Annotated in this window: 18 protein-coding genes; 7 read left to right on the top strand and 11 right to left on the bottom strand. The window is 53.4% G+C overall.

What is annotated here, in order from left to right; genetic code table 11:
- Positions 1-33 precede the first annotated feature (33 nt).
- The gene (locus ACOTYH_RS10980) at positions 34-432 is read right to left on the bottom strand and encodes a hypothetical protein (protein WP_045330801.1); all 399 of its coding nucleotides are present in this window, start codon (positions 430-432) and stop codon (positions 34-36) included.
- Between the two features lie 171 nt (positions 433-603).
- Here ACOTYH_RS10980 and ACOTYH_RS10975 point away from each other — a divergent pair, with 171 nt between their 5' ends.
- On the top strand, positions 604-2586 hold the full coding sequence (locus ACOTYH_RS10975; RefSeq protein WP_421637736.1) for an alkyl/aryl-sulfatase: 1983 nt from the start codon (positions 604-606) through the stop codon (positions 2584-2586).
- Between the two features lie 102 nt (positions 2587-2688).
- Here the strand turns inward: ACOTYH_RS10975 and ACOTYH_RS10970 are convergent, their stop codons facing one another.
- Both ACOTYH_RS10970 and ACOTYH_RS10965 read right to left on the bottom strand, forming a co-directional pair.
- Positions 2689-3573, bottom strand: coding sequence for an SDR family oxidoreductase (locus ACOTYH_RS10970; protein WP_421637735.1), 885 nt, complete (start codon positions 3571-3573; stop codon positions 2689-2691).
- Positions 3574-3634: 61 nt separating this feature from the next.
- Positions 3635-4024, bottom strand: a complete 390-nt coding sequence (locus tag ACOTYH_RS10965) for a YdeI family stress tolerance OB fold protein (protein ID WP_032649404.1) — start codon at positions 4022-4024, stop codon at positions 3635-3637.
- A 139-nt stretch (positions 4025-4163) separates the two neighbouring features.
- Here ACOTYH_RS10965 and ACOTYH_RS10960 point away from each other — a divergent pair, with 139 nt between their 5' ends.
- From ACOTYH_RS10960 to ACOTYH_RS10945, 4 genes are read left to right on the top strand one after another with little or no spacing between them, the layout of a single operon-like run.
- Positions 4164-4667: a hypothetical protein gene (locus tag ACOTYH_RS10960; RefSeq protein ID WP_058689558.1), complete on the top strand. Its 504-nt coding sequence runs from the start codon at positions 4164-4166 to the stop codon at positions 4665-4667.
- Positions 4668-4676: 9 nt separating this feature from the next.
- Positions 4677-5123 carry a DUF421 domain-containing protein gene (locus tag ACOTYH_RS10955; RefSeq protein ID WP_421637734.1) on the top strand — a complete coding sequence of 149 codons (447 nt, stop codon included), beginning with the start codon at positions 4677-4679 and terminating at the stop codon, positions 5121-5123.
- A gap of 11 nt (positions 5124-5134) precedes the next feature.
- Positions 5135-5653: a 2-oxo-tetronate isomerase gene (locus ACOTYH_RS10950; protein WP_017382875.1), complete on the top strand. Its 519-nt coding sequence runs from the start codon at positions 5135-5137 to the stop codon at positions 5651-5653.
- A 16-nt stretch (positions 5654-5669) separates the two neighbouring features.
- Positions 5670-6656: an SDR family oxidoreductase gene (locus ACOTYH_RS10945; RefSeq protein WP_015571781.1), complete on the top strand. Its 987-nt coding sequence runs from the start codon at positions 5670-5672 to the stop codon at positions 6654-6656.
- Here ACOTYH_RS10945 and ACOTYH_RS10940 read toward each other — a convergent pair whose 3' ends face one another.
- The 7 genes from ACOTYH_RS10940 to ACOTYH_RS10910 form a co-directional block, all read right to left on the bottom strand.
- Entirely contained in the window at positions 6657-8282 is a 1626-nt protein-coding gene (locus ACOTYH_RS10940; protein WP_368740739.1) for an alpha-amylase family protein, read from the bottom strand.
- Between the two features lie 8 nt (positions 8283-8290).
- Positions 8291-9301 carry a cytochrome d ubiquinol oxidase subunit II gene (cydB, locus tag ACOTYH_RS10935; protein WP_421637733.1) on the bottom strand — a complete coding sequence of 337 codons (1011 nt, stop codon included), beginning with the start codon at positions 9299-9301 and terminating at the stop codon, positions 8291-8293.
- Positions 9301-10704 (bottom strand): cytochrome ubiquinol oxidase subunit I, encoded by a 1404-nt coding sequence (locus tag ACOTYH_RS10930; RefSeq protein ID WP_017382872.1) that lies wholly within the window; start codon positions 10702-10704, stop codon positions 9301-9303. Before ACOTYH_RS10930 ends, cydB begins: the two co-directional genes overlap by 1 nt.
- 70 nt (positions 10705-10774) lie before the next feature.
- A complete protein-coding gene (locus tag ACOTYH_RS10925; protein WP_015571777.1) occupies positions 10775-11647 on the bottom strand; it encodes a manganese catalase family protein in 873 nt (290 codons plus the stop codon).
- A gap of 17 nt (positions 11648-11664) precedes the next feature.
- Positions 11665-12171 carry a ferritin-like domain-containing protein gene (locus ACOTYH_RS10920; RefSeq protein ID WP_017382870.1) on the bottom strand — a complete coding sequence of 169 codons (507 nt, stop codon included), beginning with the start codon at positions 12169-12171 and terminating at the stop codon, positions 11665-11667.
- A gap of 61 nt (positions 12172-12232) precedes the next feature.
- On the bottom strand, positions 12233-12730 hold the full coding sequence (locus tag ACOTYH_RS10915) for a ferritin-like domain-containing protein (RefSeq protein ID WP_003862851.1): 498 nt from the start codon (positions 12728-12730) through the stop codon (positions 12233-12235).
- A gap of 90 nt (positions 12731-12820) precedes the next feature.
- On the bottom strand, positions 12821-13009 hold the full coding sequence (locus tag ACOTYH_RS10910) for a general stress protein (protein WP_015571775.1): 189 nt from the start codon (positions 13007-13009) through the stop codon (positions 12821-12823).
- A 453-nt stretch (positions 13010-13462) separates the two neighbouring features.
- Between ACOTYH_RS10910 and yjdI the strand changes: the two genes are divergently transcribed.
- Positions 13463-13693 carry a 4Fe-4S mono-cluster protein YjdI gene (gene yjdI, locus ACOTYH_RS10905; protein ID WP_015571774.1) on the top strand — a complete coding sequence of 77 codons (231 nt, stop codon included), beginning with the start codon at positions 13463-13465 and terminating at the stop codon, positions 13691-13693.
- 10 nt (positions 13694-13703) lie between these two features.
- Positions 13704-13976 (top strand): GNAT family N-acetyltransferase, encoded by a 273-nt coding sequence (locus ACOTYH_RS10900; RefSeq protein ID WP_003862848.1) that lies wholly within the window; start codon positions 13704-13706, stop codon positions 13974-13976.
- Positions 13977-14009: 33 nt separating this feature from the next.
- Here ACOTYH_RS10900 and ACOTYH_RS10895 read toward each other — a convergent pair whose 3' ends face one another.
- Entirely contained in the window at positions 14010-15239 is a 1230-nt protein-coding gene (locus ACOTYH_RS10895; protein ID WP_015571773.1) for an amino acid permease, read from the bottom strand.
- Positions 15240-15331: the final 92 nt, after the last annotated feature.

The raw sequence follows: 15331 nt of genomic DNA, 5'->3' as shown, positions 1-15331 counted from the left end.
ACCCGGCTGCTTATGTTGCCGGGTTTTTTATTTTCAGCTGGTGAATAACGGTTCAAGAATGATATGAATATTTTGCAGGCCCGTGACATTATTATCTTTCAGGTATTGCTGATTAACCATATCTAACTGTTCCAGTTTGGTCAGCGAGGCATAGACGCGTTGAACGTCACTGTCCGCAACAAAAATTTCTTTTGCGGTGGTGTCCTGTAGATACTGTGATTTTACGCTGCGCGTTAAGGTCTCGATCTGCTGTTTATTTTCCTGATAAAGAGACGCGATATGCGATATCTGTGCCTGCGGCGGTTTTTCCCCCGGCAACACCAGTGGAATTTGCAGATGATTAATTTTTTCAACATTGTCTGGTTGGGGAGAACTACAGGCTGTTAATGTGCTGAGGGTTAATACAGCGAAAAAGAACGGCAGGCTCTTCATCGAATCACTCCGGGGAAATAACTGGACTCAGCATTATCCCTTAAGGATGCAGCGACGAAAGAATAAACTAATTTATTTATAAACGTTATTTCCATAGGTTAAAGATAAGCCTGGTGATAGCCTCCTTTCCCCCCATGTACCGCCAGCGTGAATATAACTCCTCGAGGAAGTATGAAATTTAAAACTCTCGTTAGTGCGATGGCCGTTGCTGGTCTGCTATTAGTGTCGTTGACCTCATTGCCTGTCCTGGCACAAAAGGAAGGGAAGGGAGCCACTGCCCATACGAAAGAGATGAATGATGCACTTTATGGTCAACTGCCCTTCTTTGATAAGACCGATTTCCGAAATGCGCACAAAGGCTTTATTGCCCCGCTGCCACCCGCGGTGATTAAAGGCGAAAAAGGCGCCGTTATCTGGAACCCCCAGAAATACGCTTTTATCAAAGAAGGGCAAAAAGCGCCGGATACCGTCAACCCGAGCCTGTGGCGTCAGGCGCAGCTGAATAATATTGGCGGTCTGTTTGAGGTCACGGAAGGCGTCTACCAGATCCGCAACCTCGATCTGTCGAATATGACGATTATAGAGGGCAAAGAGGGGATCACGGTTATCGATCCGCTGGTGTCTGCGGAAACGGCCAAAGCGGGCATGGATCTTTACGTTCAACATCGTGGCAAACGCCCGGTTGTTGCCGTTATTTATACCCATAGTCATGTCGATCATTATGGCGGCGTGCGTGGTGTAGTCGATGAAGCGGGAGTGATAACCGGCAAAGTGAAAGTCTATGCTCCAGCAGGTTTTATGGAAGAGGCGATATCGGAAAATATCATGGCCGGAAATGCCATGAGCCGCCGTGCCAGTTATATCTACGGAAACCTGTTAAAGGCCAATGTAAAAGGTCAGGTAGGGGCGGGTCTGGGGACTACCACCTCAGCCGGGACGGTCACGCTTATCGCGCCCACTCACGCCATTACCGAAGACGGGCAGAAAGAGATCATCGACGGTCTCACCTATGATTTTATGCTGGCGCCGGGGTCGGAAGCGCCGTCTGAAATGCTCTGGTATGTGGAAGAGAAAAAGCTGATTGAAGCAGCGGAGAATGTCACTCACACCCTGCACAATACTTACTCGCTGCGCGGGGCGAAAATACACGATCCGCTGGCATGGTCAAAATACATCAATAACGCCCTCGATCGTTGGGGGGATAAAGCGGAAATTATTATCGCGCAGCACCACTGGCCCACATGGGGTAATAAGAAAGTGGTGAAGCTGATGAAAAGCCAGCGTGATATCTACCGCTATATCAACGACCAGACGCTGAGGCTGGCGAATAAAGGGCTGACGAGGGATGAGATAGCCGCTAATTTCGCCCTGCCTTACGGGCTGGCAAAATCCTGGGCAGGCCGTGGCTATTACGGCTCGGTAAGCAACAATGTCAAAGCTACCTATGTCTACTATCTTGGCTGGTTCGACGGAAATCCGGCGACGCTCAATGAACTGCCTCCGGTCGAGGCAGCGAAAAAATATGTCGATTACATGGGCGGAGCCCGCGCGATCCTTGAAAAAGCCCGGGTTGATTATGCCCGGGGAAATTACCGCTGGGTGGCGCAGGTGATGAATAAAGTCGTTTTTGCCGATCCAAATAATAAGGCGGCGCGCGAACTGGAAGCGGACGCGGTTGAACAGCTGGGATACCAGGCCGAGTCAGGACCCTGGCGTAACGCCTACCTCACCGGTGCGCAGGAGTTGCGTAACGGCGTGGAGAGGATGCCGACGCCCAATACCGCCAGCCCGGATGCGGTTCGTGCCATGTCGACTGAGATGATTTTTGACTACTTCGGCGTTCACCTTAACGGCGTCAGAGCTGCGAATGCCAGAGGGATTTTTAACGTTGATCTGGGTCGCGAGGGCGGCAGGTACAAGCTGGAGCTGGAGAATGGCGTGCTGAACCATATCGCCAACGCTCAGGCAGAAGATCCGGATGCAACCATCACGCTCAGCCGCGAAACGCTGAATAAAATCATCCTCAAAGAGACCACGTTGAAAAAGGCGCAACAGGCAGGAGAGGTGACGATCGTCGGCAATGCCGCGAAGGTAAACGAAATGCTGCGCTGCATGGAGAGCTTCAGCTTCTGGTTTCCTGTCGTCACCCCTTAAACGTAAAAAGGGCTGCTTTCGCAGCCCTTTAGCATTCGCCTGCAACAATTTGCCGGGTGGCGGCTTCGCCTTACCCGGCCTACACTCTGCGCGCCTTGAGCGCTAGATGACGCCATCCCCGCCGTCTGAACACCACACCTGCCCGGAGGTGTATGAACACTCATCCGAGGCCAGGGTGACATACAGCGGTGCGATCTCCACGGGCTGTCCCGGGCGTCCCAGAGGGGTACTCTCGCCAAAATGTTTCACTTTTTCCTGTGGCTGCCCACCGCTGGGCTGAAGCACGGTCCAGTAAGGTCCCGGCGCTACCGCGTTCACGCGGATCCCCTTCGGTCCCAGCTGTTTCGCCAGCGCTTTGGTGAACACCGCGAGACAGGCTTTGGTCTGCGCATAGTCAAGCAGTACGGCGCTCGGTTTAACCGCCTGAACGGAGGAGGTGTTAATGATGGAAGCAGGGGCTTTCATATGGCGCAACGCCGCCTTTGTGATCCAGAAAGGCGCATAGACGTTGGTCTTAAAGGTCGCGTCAAAATCTTCCGTGGTCAGTTCTTCCAGCGACTCACGGTACTGCTGGCGGCCTGCGTTATTCACCAGGATATCCAGCCCGCCCAGTTTTGAGACGGCCTGCTCCACCAGGTTCTGACAAAAAGTTTCGTCCCGCACATCGCCCCGAAGCGCGACGGCATTCCGCCCTTCCGCTTTAATCAGGGCGATGACTTCCGCTGCGTCTTCTTCCTCTTCCGGCAAATAGTTAATCGCGACATCTGCCCCTTCGCGGGCATAGGCAATGGCTACCGCGCGTCCAATGCCGGAATCGCCCCCAGTAATTAGCGCCTTCTTACCGGCAAGACGACCATGCCCTTTGTAGCTCTTCTCGCCGTGGTCGGGTACGGGTTTCATCTCTGAGGCCAGGCCCGGTGGCGTCTGAGGCTGCTCCGGGAAAGGTGGCGTTGGGTAAGCGTTCGTACGTTGTTCATTATCACTCATAGCTAACTCCTTGTTAGGGGTGAGATTTGATGGATAGTTACAGCGTTAACGCTTCGCTGAATTATTTTTGCAAGTGGCTGACCCGCACTACGGGTGGGGATGATTTTTTATCGAGCGAGCCGCTAATACTGATCATGTTGTCAGGTTCCACGGTTCTGTCGTCAAATACGGCTTTCGGGATAATAACGTCGATTTTCCCGGTTTTATCCTGGAATACGTATTTATCGCCATTGCCATCAATAAGATTGCCGCGCAATGAAATAGAGGCACCATCATGCATCTCTTTCGCCTGAGTAATAGTCATAATGCGCGCATCATCGGTACCACGATAACCGCTGTCCAGCGCATGCGGCGGTGGCGGCGCATCACCCTTTTGTAACCCGCCGTTATTATCTGCCCATGCAGTAGGGATAATTAATATAAACAAGGCTGAAATCACTGATAATTTCATCTGATACCCTTCATTTTGGATGTCTTGACTTATTAAGTATTGTTGCTATTCCTTTATGTGGCAAATGTGATAAGTCTTAAAAGCATTTGCACAGAAAAATCAAAAATTTCGGCAATTAAGCGAAACGGTGACCACAGCCATGGAACCAAAAAATGAAAAAGTGCCTGGGATAAAAGAGAGTAGCCGTTTACTGACGTTTGAGTATGCATTTCGCCAGGTGGGTTTTATTGTGCTGTTAGCTATTATCGTGGCCGCGATAGCCGGCCTGTTTTCCAGCGGCGCGGTCAGCGACGTGGAGAAAACAAACGAAGCAAAATCCCTGACCCTGAGCTATGAGCGCTTCGGTCGCCGCCAGACCGAATCGCGGATGGCACTGACGTTTCCGGTGACGTCTGAGGGGAAATATACCCTCAGCATGACCAGCGAAAGCAGCGACGCGTATGAGCCAGGCAGCGTTTGGCCACAGCCGGACAGCATGTACAGCCGGGGGAATACCCTGTTTCTCGTCTACGATCGTTTACAACAGACCGATAAATTTACCGTTTTGTTATTTACCACGCCGTCAAAAGCAGGGAAGTGGACAAACAGCATCCGCGTAAACAACGAGCCAGATATCCATTTCTGGCAGTTTATTTACCCCTAGGAGTCGAATATGGACATGGTTTTTCGTGCCCTGGCAATTTACCTGTTTCTGGTCATTGTGTTTAAAGTTGCCGGGCGACGCGCTCTGCTACAAATGACCAGTTTTGACCTTATTTTGCTCTTAATTATCAGTGAAGCGACACAACAGGCGCTGCTTGGCGAAGATTTTTCCGTCACCGGCGCGATGATTACAATAACAACACTGGTGGTGGTTGATATTATTTTTGGCCTGCTGAAAAAATATTTTTCCACTGTTGAGAATATTCTTGATGGCACGCCGGTGATATTGGTGGAGAACGGTGTTCCCCTTGCCGATAAACTGAAAAAGGTCAATGTGTCCTGTGATGATATATTGGTATCAGCCCGCCAGAATCACGGTATTACAGAATTGAAGGAGATTAAATACGCTATTCTTGAGCGTAATGGTCATATTTCTATTATTCCTGACGAAAATTAAGGGGCAACGCGATGAGCAACCTTATTCACGACAGCAACAGCACCATCAGCGAGCTGACGAAAAAGCTCGCCACTCAGCTTACGGACAGAGGTTTGCGGTTAACCACCGCAGAGTCCTGTACCGGCGGCAATCTCGCGGTTGCGCTTTGTGCCGAAGAGAACACGGCGGAATTTTATGACGTTGGCATGGTGGTGTTCAGCGATGCGGCGAAGGAGAGGATCCTCGGCGTGCGGCACGAAACCATTGAGCGCTTCACCGCCGTCAGTGAACAAACGGTGACCGAGATGGCCGCTAAAATTCGCGAAATTGCCGAGGCGGATATCGGCCTTGCCATCAGCGGCTATGCGGGACCGGAAGGCGGAGACGATGGCACCGCAGCCGGTACGGTCTGCTTCGGCTGGAATATTCGCGGAAAGACGGAAACCCGCACCGTGCTGTTTTCCGGTGAATGTCAGGATGTGGTGGATAAAGCGGTGCGTTATTCCCTGTCTGAACTGATCGAAATACTCTCCGGCTGGGATAACGTCTGAAACAAGGGGAAAGGCTATGGCTGTGATCGTTATTACCGGCGGTACGGCGGGCGTGGGGAAAGCCACGGCGCTGCACTTTGCCAAAGCGGGCTACGATGTGGGCATCATTGCCCGCGACGAGCAGAGCCTGCGCTCCACAGAAGAGGAGTTGCGCCGTTTTGGGATCAACGCCCGTGCCGTTCAGGCCGACGTGGCCGACAGCAAGGCGGTGACCGATGCTGCTAACGAGATTGAATACCGGCTTGGGGCCATCGATGTCTGGGTGAATAACGCTATGGGCGGGATGCTGGCGCCGTTTCGCACCATGTCGCCTGAGGAGTTTCGCCGCGTCACCGAGGTGACCTATCTGGGGTATGTTAACGGCACCCGCGCCGCGCTGGAGTTAATGACCCCACGCGATCGCGGAACGATTATTCAGGTTGGCTCCGCGCTGGCCTACCGTTCCATTCCCTTGCAGTCAGCCTACTGCGGGGCGAAAGCCGCAATCCGCGGATTTACCGATGCCGTGCGCACCGAACTGATGCATGAAAACAGCCGGGTGCAGATCGCAATGGTACAGATGCCGGGCCTCAATACGCCGCAGTTCGAGTGGGCGAGGAATAAATTTGCCTGGGCGATGCGCCCGGTTCCTCCCGTTTTTCAGCCGGAAGTAGCTGCCAGCGCTATTTTTAAGGTGGCGCAGAAACCGGTGCGGGAACTGTGGGTGGGCAGCAGCACCGTCCAGTCGATTGTCGGGCAATTTCTTTTCCCCGGCTTTCTGGATCGGCTGATGGTTAAAAAGGCCTGGGAAGGGCAGATGACCGATACGTTAAATGCGGATGACCGTCAGGACTATCTGGATCAGCCGGTTAACGACCTGCATAAAATCCACGGGCACTTCACCGACGAAGCAAAAGAGCGCGCTATCAGCGTCACCTCCGGCATGCCGGGGAAAGTGCTGCTCGGCTCCCTTGCCGTCACGGGCGCGATCGTGGCCCGTCTGCTGCTCTCGCGGAGACGATAATCAGCGCAGTGCGGTACGATCGGTCCAGAACCAGCGGTAGCCATAGCCGCTGAGGTTAAGCGCGACGGTTTTGCCGCACACCAGCGCGTCGTCGTAGCGTTTGTCCGCCAGGCAGGCGGTCCAGGTCGCATGCCGGATCCCTCTGGCGGTAAAATTAACGGGCTTATCGCTGAAGTTAACGAAGGTCAGAATGCTGCGCGTGTCGGTTTCGTAATAGAGCCCCAGTACCGCATCGCTGTCGATATTAATAAGACGAAACGGCGCGACGCCGATCTCAGGGAACTCCGAGCGCGTATTGGCGATATCGATAATGCAGTGCAGGAGTGAGTTGCGGTGCAACAGCGAATCCGCCACGTTGATTTTTTGATAGCGGTACGGGCCGTGGTCAATCATCGGGGCGACAAAAGTTTCCGGGTCGGCATCTGAGAAACCGCCGCCTTGCGATCCGGCCCACTGCATCGGGGTGCGTACGGCGTAACGCTCCTCCAGATCCAAATCATCCCCCATGCCAATCTCATCCCCGTAGCGCATGACCGGTACGCCCGGCAGCGAAAACAAGACCGCATGGCAAAAGGCCAGCCGCTTTCGATCGCCATTAAGCATCGGCGCCAGACGGCGGCGGATACCTCGCTGATACACACTCATCTCTTCGTCAGGGGCAAAGGTATCGATGACGGTCTGCTTCGCTTTTTTTCCTATCCCTTCCAGATCCAGCTCATCATGATTGCGCAGCCAGTTGGCGAAGCAGCAGGAGTCCGGCGGCACAATCATCTTCTTCACCGCGTTGCGCAGCGGTCGTGCGCTCTTCTCTGCCAGGCTGACGTAAAAGTACTTATTGAGCCAGAAATTCAGCACCAGGTTGAGCCGGTCGTTCTGACCAAAATAATCTTTGTAGGCCTCGACCTCCACGTCGACTTCGCCGAGCAGGATCGCGTCCGGGTTACGCTGCCCGATAAGACGGCGCAGATGCTCCAGGATCCACAGGCCGCGTTTTTCATCCCCACGTCCGGCCTGTTTTGTCAGGTGCGATGCCGCATCCAGGCGAAAGCCCGACACCCCGAGCTTTAGCCAGAAGATGATGATGTTCTCAATCTCCTTTAGCACCGCAGGGGAGGCCAGATTGAGATCCGGCTCGTGGTGATAAAACATATGCCGGTAGTATTGCCCCGCCTCGTCGTCCCATGTCCAGATGCTCTTCTCCACGCCGGGGAACATCGGTGGCGTATCGTCGTCATCCGTGTCGGACCACAGGTAATAGTCACGGTAGGGTGACTGGGGGTTGCGGCGGGCCTGTTGAAACCAGGGATGCGCATCCGAGGTATGCTGGATCAGCAGCTCAATAATGACCTGCATCCCCAGCTCCCGCGCCTGTTCAATAAAGGCGATGATATCGTTGAGCTTGCCGAAGCGGGGATCGACCTGCAAATGGTCGCTCACGTCATAGCCTTCATCGAGAAAAGGCGTGAGGTAAAACGGGGTGATCCAGATAACCGTCGCGCCCATCCGACGGATGTAGCGCAGCTTCGCGGTGATTCCGGCGATGTCGCCACAGCCATCGCCGTTAAGATCGTAAAACAGGGCGGTATCAATCTGGTAAATAATGGCGCGTGTATGCCAGCCTGCCATAGCAATCCTTAATGATAACCTTCGGTATCAGACACTTTGCCCCGGAAGACGTAATAGCTCCAGGCGGTATAAACCAGGATCACCGGGATGATTAACAGCGTACCAATCAGCATAAACAGCTGGCTGGCAGGCGGCGCGGCGGCTTCCCACAGGGTGATGTGCGGCGGAATAATGTGTGGCCACAGGCTGATGCCCAGGCCGCTAAAGCCGAGGAAGATCAGGCCCAGCGTTAACAGGAACGGACGGGCATGGCTGTAAGGATTGCGCGTCAGCCGCCAGATCCACAGGCTGAATACCGCGACCAGAACCGGAACTGGCAGGAACCAGAAGAAGTTAGGCAGAGTAAACCAGCGCTCGGCGACAAACTGCCAGCCGAGCGGGGTCCAGATACTTACCACCGCAATAACGGCAATCAGCGCCAGCAGCACGTGGCGGGTCAGCTCGCGCATCCGGTTTTGCAGCGCGCCTTCGCTTTTCATGATCAGCCACGTGGTAGCCAGCAGGGTATAGGCGACAATTAAGCCCAGCCCGCAGAACAGATTAAACGGGGTGAACCAGTCCAGCGAGGAGCCCACAAAGCGACGCCCTTCCACGTCAAAGCCGTTGATCATCGCGCCAACCACGATCCCCTGGCTGAAGGTTGCCAGCAGGGAACCGCCGGCAAAGGAGTAGTCCCAGAATTTGCGGTGTGAAGGGGTCGCCTTAAAGCGAAACTCAAACGCCACCCCGCGGAAAATTAGCCCGATCAGCATGGCCGTCAGCGGGATGGTCAGGGCATCGATAATCACTGCGTAGGCCAGCGGAAACGCGCCGAACAACCCTGCACCGCCGAGAACCAGCCAGGTTTCATTTCCGTCCCAGACCGGGGCGACGCTGTTCACCATCACGTCGCGCTCTTTGGCATCGCCCACAAAGCTGAACAGCATGCCGATACCGAGATCGAAACCGTCCATGATGATGTACATCAGCGTGGCGAAGACAATAATGGCAAACCAGATGACCGGGATATCGACGCCCATCAGATCTTCTCCTCTTCCGGAACGGACTCGGCGGCGGACAGCGGACGGGCAGGAGTGCCCGACGTATTAGACGTTAGCGTGCCCACAGGCTGCGGACCTTTCTTAATCAACCGGGCGAGATACACATAACCCACGCCAAACACCGAACAGTAGACCACGATAAAGGCCAGCAGGCTGATGCTCATCTGCAACGTGCTGTGCAGAGACACCGCATCTATCGTGCGCAGATAGCCGTAAACGACCCACGGCTGGCGGCCCACTTCGGTGGTGACCCACCCGGCGAGCAGCGCGAGCAGTCCGGCAGGCCCCATACAGAGGGCAAACCAGTGGAATGGCCGCGAGTGATAGAGTCGACGGCGATAGCGCAGCCAGACGCTCAGCACGCCAAGGGTAATCATCAGCAGCCCCATGCCGACCATAATGCGGAAGGACCAGAAGACGATGAGCGAGTTAGGGCGGTCCTCTTTCGGGAAATCCTTCAGCGCCGGGACCTGTTTATCCAGGCTGTGCGTCAGGATCAGGCTGCCGAGCGCGGGAATTTCAAGCCCGTATTTGGTGCGTTCCTCTTCCATATCCGGTACGCCAAACAACAGCAGCGGGGTGGCCTCGCCGGGCGGGTTTTCCCAGTGGCCTTCAATCGCGGCGATTTTGGCAGGCTGGTGCTCAAGCGTATTCAGGCCGTGCATATCCCCAACCACGGCCTGAATGGGCGCGACCAGCAGCGCCATCCACATGGCCATGGAGAACATTGTGCGAATAGCGGGCGTATCGTTACCCCGCAGCAGATGCCATGCCCCGGATGCGCCCACAAACAAGGCGCTGCACAGGAAGGCGGCGATGGACATATGGATCAGGCGGTAAGGGAATGAGGGGTTAAAGATAATGGCCAGCCAGTCTTCGGGAATGACCTGACCGTTCTGAATACTGAAGCCCTGCGGGGTGTGCATCCAGCTGTTGGAGGCGAGGATCCAGAAGGTGGACATCAGCGTGCCCAGCGCCACCATGCAGGTGGCAAAGAAGTGCAGGCCGGGGCCGACCTTATTCCAGCCGAACAGCATTACGCCTAAGAAACCAGCTTCCAGGAAGAAGGCGGTTAGTACTTCATAGGTGAGCAGAGGGCCGGTTATGCTGCCTGCGAACTGGGAAAAGCCGCTCCAGTTAGTCCCAAACTGGTAAGCCATGACCAGCCCGGAAACCACGCCCATACCAAAGTTGACGGCGAAAATTTTCAGCCAGAAATGGTATAGCGAGCGCCAGACATCATTTTTGGTGCGAAGCCACATGCCTTCGAGAACCACCAGATAGCTCGCAAGCCCGATGGTGATCGCCGGGAAGAGAATATGAAAAGAGACGGTAAAGGCGAACTGTATCCTGGCCAGATGAAACGCATCAAGCTCGAACATGCTCCGTACCTCTGGAACTGATAACGCACAAGGCATTGCCAGACAGCCTCAGGCTGCCTGGCAAAACCGGTTACGGTTTTTTCTTACCTGCGCCAAGCTCGGCACCGGTAAGCGGATCGGCATTGGGGTCGGATTTCGTGCGTGCGCACATCGCTTTGACCAGCGTTTCCTGCTCTGTAGTGAGCGTTACGCTTGCGCCGCCGTCACCGCCATCGACCGCTGGCTGAGGAGATTCCACGTAGTCGAAGTGCTTATCGCTGTTCCAGCTGCCGCGAACTTCTCCCCCCTCAGACATATTGTAGTACTTGTTGGTGTACTCTTCGATTGGCGGCAATTTACCTGGTGGGAAATTGTTACGGATCGACTGGAGCGCCTTCTCAAACGAGAGCTGGTGTGCTGCCTCACGCGTCATTAAAAACGCCAGCGCATCTTTAACACCCGGATCGTCCGTTACGTTAATAAGCCGTTCGTAGATAATTTTGGCGCGCGCCTCGGCCGCTATGTTAGAGCGCAGATCCGCGGTCGGTTCGCCAATGGTATCCACGTACGCCGCCGTCCACGGTACGCCTGCGGAGTTAGTAAGCGGAGTACCGCCGCCGTAGAGCAGGGAGGTGATATGACTGTCGTTGCCGTTCTCGGTCATGGAGCGGTACAGTTCCGCTTCATTTTCAACGCCTTCCGCCAGTTCGCCTTTCGCACCCTTATTGAGCATACCCACCAGGGTGCCGATAATTTCCAGGTGACTTAACTCCTCGGTCGCGATATCCATCAGCATATCTTTACGACCGGGATCGTCGTCGCTTAATCCTTGCGTAAAGTAACGACATGCCGCGGCAAGTTCGCCCTGTGGCCCGCCAAACTGCTCAAGCAGAAGATTGGCCAGGCCCGGATTCGGTTCGGCTACGCGTACCGTGTATTGCAGCTGTTTTACGTGTCGAAACATACATTCTCCCTATTTCGTTATTTTTTCGCTTCAACGCCGTCCGCGTCGGAGCGCAGCAGGAACTGTTCCGTCGTCTGTGGAATATGCTGGAGCAGCCAGTCTGCCATCTGGCGCTCTTCTTCCAGAATGGATTCAAGGGCTGGAATGGAGGCGGTATCGCCTGCTTGTTTGGCCGCAGCCAGCAGAGAGGTGTAGCAGGCAATTTCAAACTGCTCAAAAACGTAGCCGCTGATGGAGCCTTTAACAATTTCGTCGGAAGGGAACATGCCGCCAATGGACTGGCCGAGCGCCGCCATTTTGCTCATGGAATCTTTTATGACCGAACGGGAAATATCATTGCGGTCGAGAATTTCTTCCAGCACGGTAATTTGGTGTTTAGTTTCATTAACGTGTTGTTCAATTCGTGCACGTAAGTCGGGATAATTATCAATACGGCTGGCCATTGATTCCAGCATGGATTCGGCTTGCTTTTCCATCGCATGGGCATCGCGTAGCCAATCATGGTAGTGTTCTACATGATTCATAATTAACTCCTGTGATTTATTTTCTGGTTAATTTTTGGTGCTGATGCTCATCAGATATTAATTATCCTTTCTGGGCTTTTTGATTAATATTACCGACAGCCAGATCGGTTAATTTGAGATCGGTTTCTTTTTCTTCTTCCAGCGTTTCGGCAAGAAGTTTAACGGCTTTTTTATAGCCTAATTGTTCAGCCAGGGTGGCCAGGGTGCCGTAGCTGGCAATTTCGTAGTGTTCAACTTTCTGAGCTGCGGCAATTAATGCAGCGTCACGTACTTCATTTTTCTCAGTGCTCTCAATAACTTCGTTGGCTTCTTCAATTAAGCCTTCCATCGCAACGCATTTCATGCGCTTCAGTTTGAGGCCGGATTCCTGCTCAATAATCTGATCGATACGTTCGATCTGTCCCTGCGTCTCTTCGAGGTGAGCCGTGAACGCGGCACTCAGCTTCTCGCTGGATGCGGCGCGAGCTAATTTGCTTAGCGCGCGGGTCAGCTGCTTCTCAGCGCTGTAGGTGTCGGATAACAGGTGAATAAATACATCTTCAACAGTTTTCATATTCATATTTTCGCTCCAGTGAAATAAAGGGAAGGTACTGCGAGCCGACGGGCCCGCAGCATGCTCTCGGTATATTTATAAGAGCTTTAAATAAGATCAGGAGTTATCAGATTTACGGCCTCCGCCGTGACTGCTCTGTCCCCCTTTCTTACCCGCTTCAGATGCGCGTTGCGGATCGTTTTTGAAATTACCGCCGCTGTGCTGGCCGCCTTTACGTCCAGCTTCTGATGCCTTTTCACGGTCTTCAGCGAAATTACCGGAACCACCACGATGTTGCTCTGCCATATATCAACCCTCATGTTGCGTTTATGTCAGGAGATACGATAAGTAATTCGTATCAGTTGTCGTTCAGAAATTAACATTAGTCGTTATGTGAGAAGAGTCAAATTTCTTGTCTGGGTTGTTTTACGGTAATTTTGCAGGGAATGAAGAAATACCGCTTCGTTACGAGTTTTAAAAACGAATGGGAAATCCATCAGTTAGATGAAAATAAAACCGGAGGTTAAGATTGCGCTTAGCTAATAATCCTAATGTGAACGTGGCGGGAATTATTACAAGAATTGACACAGCGCAAAAATATATCTTCGCAACGGGTGTTTTTGTATTCGGAATAATCCTATGAACGTGACGAAGTCATGCGCTGAAAAGAGTGTGGCTAAACCTCGTTTTTGACGTGGTCAGGCGGATCGGGTGAGGGTATGCTTCTTTTGTCACCACAATAATTACAGAGGCAATGTCATGGATCAGGAGCTACTGGATGCGGGGTACCGGGCCTATACCGGTGAGAAAATCGATGTCTATTTCAACACCGGGATCTGCAAACACTCGGGCAACTGCGTGCGCGGCAGCGCGAAGCTGTTCGATCTGAAGCGTAAACCATGGATCGCGCCGGATGAAGTAGATGCAGAAACGGTTATGCGCGTAATTGATACCTGCCCGAGCGGTGCGCTGAAGTACCGCCAAAAATAAGCGAGGAACCATGGAAATTCTTGAAGGCCATAACAAGTTTTACGTCAACGACGCCGAAGGCAATCAGGTAGCGGAGATCGTCTTTGTCCCGACCGGCGAGCATCTGAGCATCATTGAGCACACCGATGTGGATCCGAGCCTGAAAGGGCAGGGTGTGGGTAAACAGCTGGTGGCGAAGGTGGTAGAGAAGATGCGCGGTGAGAATCGTAAAATTATCCCGCTGTGTCCATTTGCGAAGCATGAGTTTGATAATACGCGGGAGTATGACGATATTCGGGCGTAAAACAGATGCCCGGCATTGCGCCGGGCAGCATACTCAACCCACAAACATCACCGACACACACAGCACACCCACAATCAGCGTCAGCAGGTTACCGATGGAGCGGTACGGTTTTAATGACGGGATCAGGTACGTCGACAGCGTCGGCATGATGAACAGGATCATGGCGATAAGCGGACCGCTGATGGCATAAATCATTGAGATCGCATTCGGGTTGATGCAGCAGACCGCAAAGGTAATCAGCGACACGCCGAGAATCGAAATCGCGCGGTTAAAGGCGCGGCTTTTCTTCACACCCACCTGATTCAGCGACGATTTCACAATTTCCGTTGCCCCTTCAATCACGCCAAAATAGGTGCCGAGGAACGATTTCGACATCGCAATAATCGCCACGATAATGCCGGAAATGCCCAGCCATGCCGGGGACGATGGCATCATCGACAGCGCGGACAGGATCGTCACCCCTTCCTCTTTTGCCGCCACGATATACGACGGTGGAATCGAAAGCAGGCAGCTGAACACAAAGAACAGCACGCTGAGGCAGATGATCAGGTACGCCACTTTCATGATTTTTTTGCATTTACCCATCGCCTCTTCACCGTATTTCTCGCGACGGTCTACGGCGAAGGTCGAGATGATCGGAGTATGGCTAAAAGCGAAAACCATCACCGGGATCGAAATCCACACCTGGTGCAGCGTATGCTGGTCGAAGGCCATCTGGCTGGTCAGCAGCGACGGCTGCCAGCTGCCCGTCAGATACAGCGAGACAAACAGGAAATAGGCGATCAGCGGAAAGACAAGGAAACCCATCACCTTAATGGTGATGTGCCGCCCCATCAGGAAGATCAGATTCAAAATCAGCACTACGCCAAAGCTCACCAGCATCCGCATGCCGGTATCCACCGTCATCCGTTTCGCCAGCTGTTCAGTGAGTGAGTTGGTTATCGCCACCGCGTAAATCAGAACTACCACAAAGAAGGCCACAAAATAGAGTGTGGTGATCAGGTTGCCGATCTTTTTGCCGTAGTAATGCGAAACGGCACCGGTGATCCCTTCGTTGCCTTTCGTCTTCGACGACAGAATAAATTGCGCCAGCGCTTTATGCGGCCAGTAGGTTAAGGGATACGCCACAAGGGCGGTGATCAGCAGGACAATCGCGCCAGCAGAGCCGAGCTGAATGGGCAAGAACAGGGTTCCTGCGCCCACGGCAGTGCCGTAGAGGGCGAAACTCCAGAGAGTCTCTTCTTTTGACCAAATTTTCGACATTAGAGCAACGTATCAACTATAAAACGAACAAAAAGGAGTGCAATTTACCATAATTATGCGTTGAGGTCGCCGTTGCTTCGCAGGGGGTGGGC

Origin of the sequence: Enterobacter cloacae complex sp. SHL001 (assembly GCF_049236825.1) — a bacterium.
Taxonomy (GTDB): domain Bacteria; phylum Pseudomonadota; class Gammaproteobacteria; order Enterobacterales; family Enterobacteriaceae; genus Enterobacter; species Enterobacter hormaechei_C.
This window is presented reverse-complemented; position numbering and strand designations above follow the sequence as displayed.

Coding starts and splice junctions, on each gene's coding strand:
- ACOTYH_RS10980 (WP_045330801.1), bottom strand. CDS start 432: ATGAAGAGCCTGCCGTTCTTTTTCGCTGTATTAACCCTCAGCACATTA.
- ACOTYH_RS10975 (WP_421637736.1), top strand. CDS start 604: ATGAAATTTAAAACTCTCGTTAGTGCGATGGCCGTTGCTGGTCTGCTA.
- ACOTYH_RS10970 (WP_421637735.1), bottom strand. CDS start 3,573: ATGAGTGATAATGAACAACGTACGAACGCTTACCCAACGCCACCTTTC.
- ACOTYH_RS10965 (WP_032649404.1), bottom strand. CDS start 4,024: ATGAAATTATCAGTGATTTCAGCCTTGTTTATATTAATTATCCCTACT.
- ACOTYH_RS10960 (WP_058689558.1), top strand. CDS start 4,164: ATGGAACCAAAAAATGAAAAAGTGCCTGGGATAAAAGAGAGTAGCCGT.
- ACOTYH_RS10955 (WP_421637734.1), top strand. CDS start 4,677: ATGGACATGGTTTTTCGTGCCCTGGCAATTTACCTGTTTCTGGTCATT.
- ACOTYH_RS10950 (WP_017382875.1), top strand. CDS start 5,135: ATGAGCAACCTTATTCACGACAGCAACAGCACCATCAGCGAGCTGACG.
- ACOTYH_RS10945 (WP_015571781.1), top strand. CDS start 5,670: ATGGCTGTGATCGTTATTACCGGCGGTACGGCGGGCGTGGGGAAAGCC.
- ACOTYH_RS10940 (WP_368740739.1), bottom strand. CDS start 8,282: ATGGCAGGCTGGCATACACGCGCCATTATTTACCAGATTGATACCGCC.
- cydB (WP_421637733.1), bottom strand. CDS start 9,301: ATGGGCGTCGATATCCCGGTCATCTGGTTTGCCATTATTGTCTTCGCC.
- ACOTYH_RS10930 (WP_017382872.1), bottom strand. CDS start 10,704: ATGTTCGAGCTTGATGCGTTTCATCTGGCCAGGATACAGTTCGCCTTT.
- ACOTYH_RS10925 (WP_015571777.1), bottom strand. CDS start 11,647: ATGTTTCGACACGTAAAACAGCTGCAATACACGGTACGCGTAGCCGAA.
- ACOTYH_RS10920 (WP_017382870.1), bottom strand. CDS start 12,171: ATGAATCATGTAGAACACTACCATGATTGGCTACGCGATGCCCATGCG.
- ACOTYH_RS10915 (WP_003862851.1), bottom strand. CDS start 12,730: ATGAATATGAAAACTGTTGAAGATGTATTTATTCACCTGTTATCCGAC.
- ACOTYH_RS10910 (WP_015571775.1), bottom strand. CDS start 13,009: ATGGCAGAGCAACATCGTGGTGGTTCCGGTAATTTCGCTGAAGACCGT.
- yjdI (WP_015571774.1), top strand. CDS start 13,463: ATGGATCAGGAGCTACTGGATGCGGGGTACCGGGCCTATACCGGTGAG.
- ACOTYH_RS10900 (WP_003862848.1), top strand. CDS start 13,704: ATGGAAATTCTTGAAGGCCATAACAAGTTTTACGTCAACGACGCCGAA.
- ACOTYH_RS10895 (WP_015571773.1), bottom strand. CDS start 15,239: ATGTCGAAAATTTGGTCAAAAGAAGAGACTCTCTGGAGTTTCGCCCTC.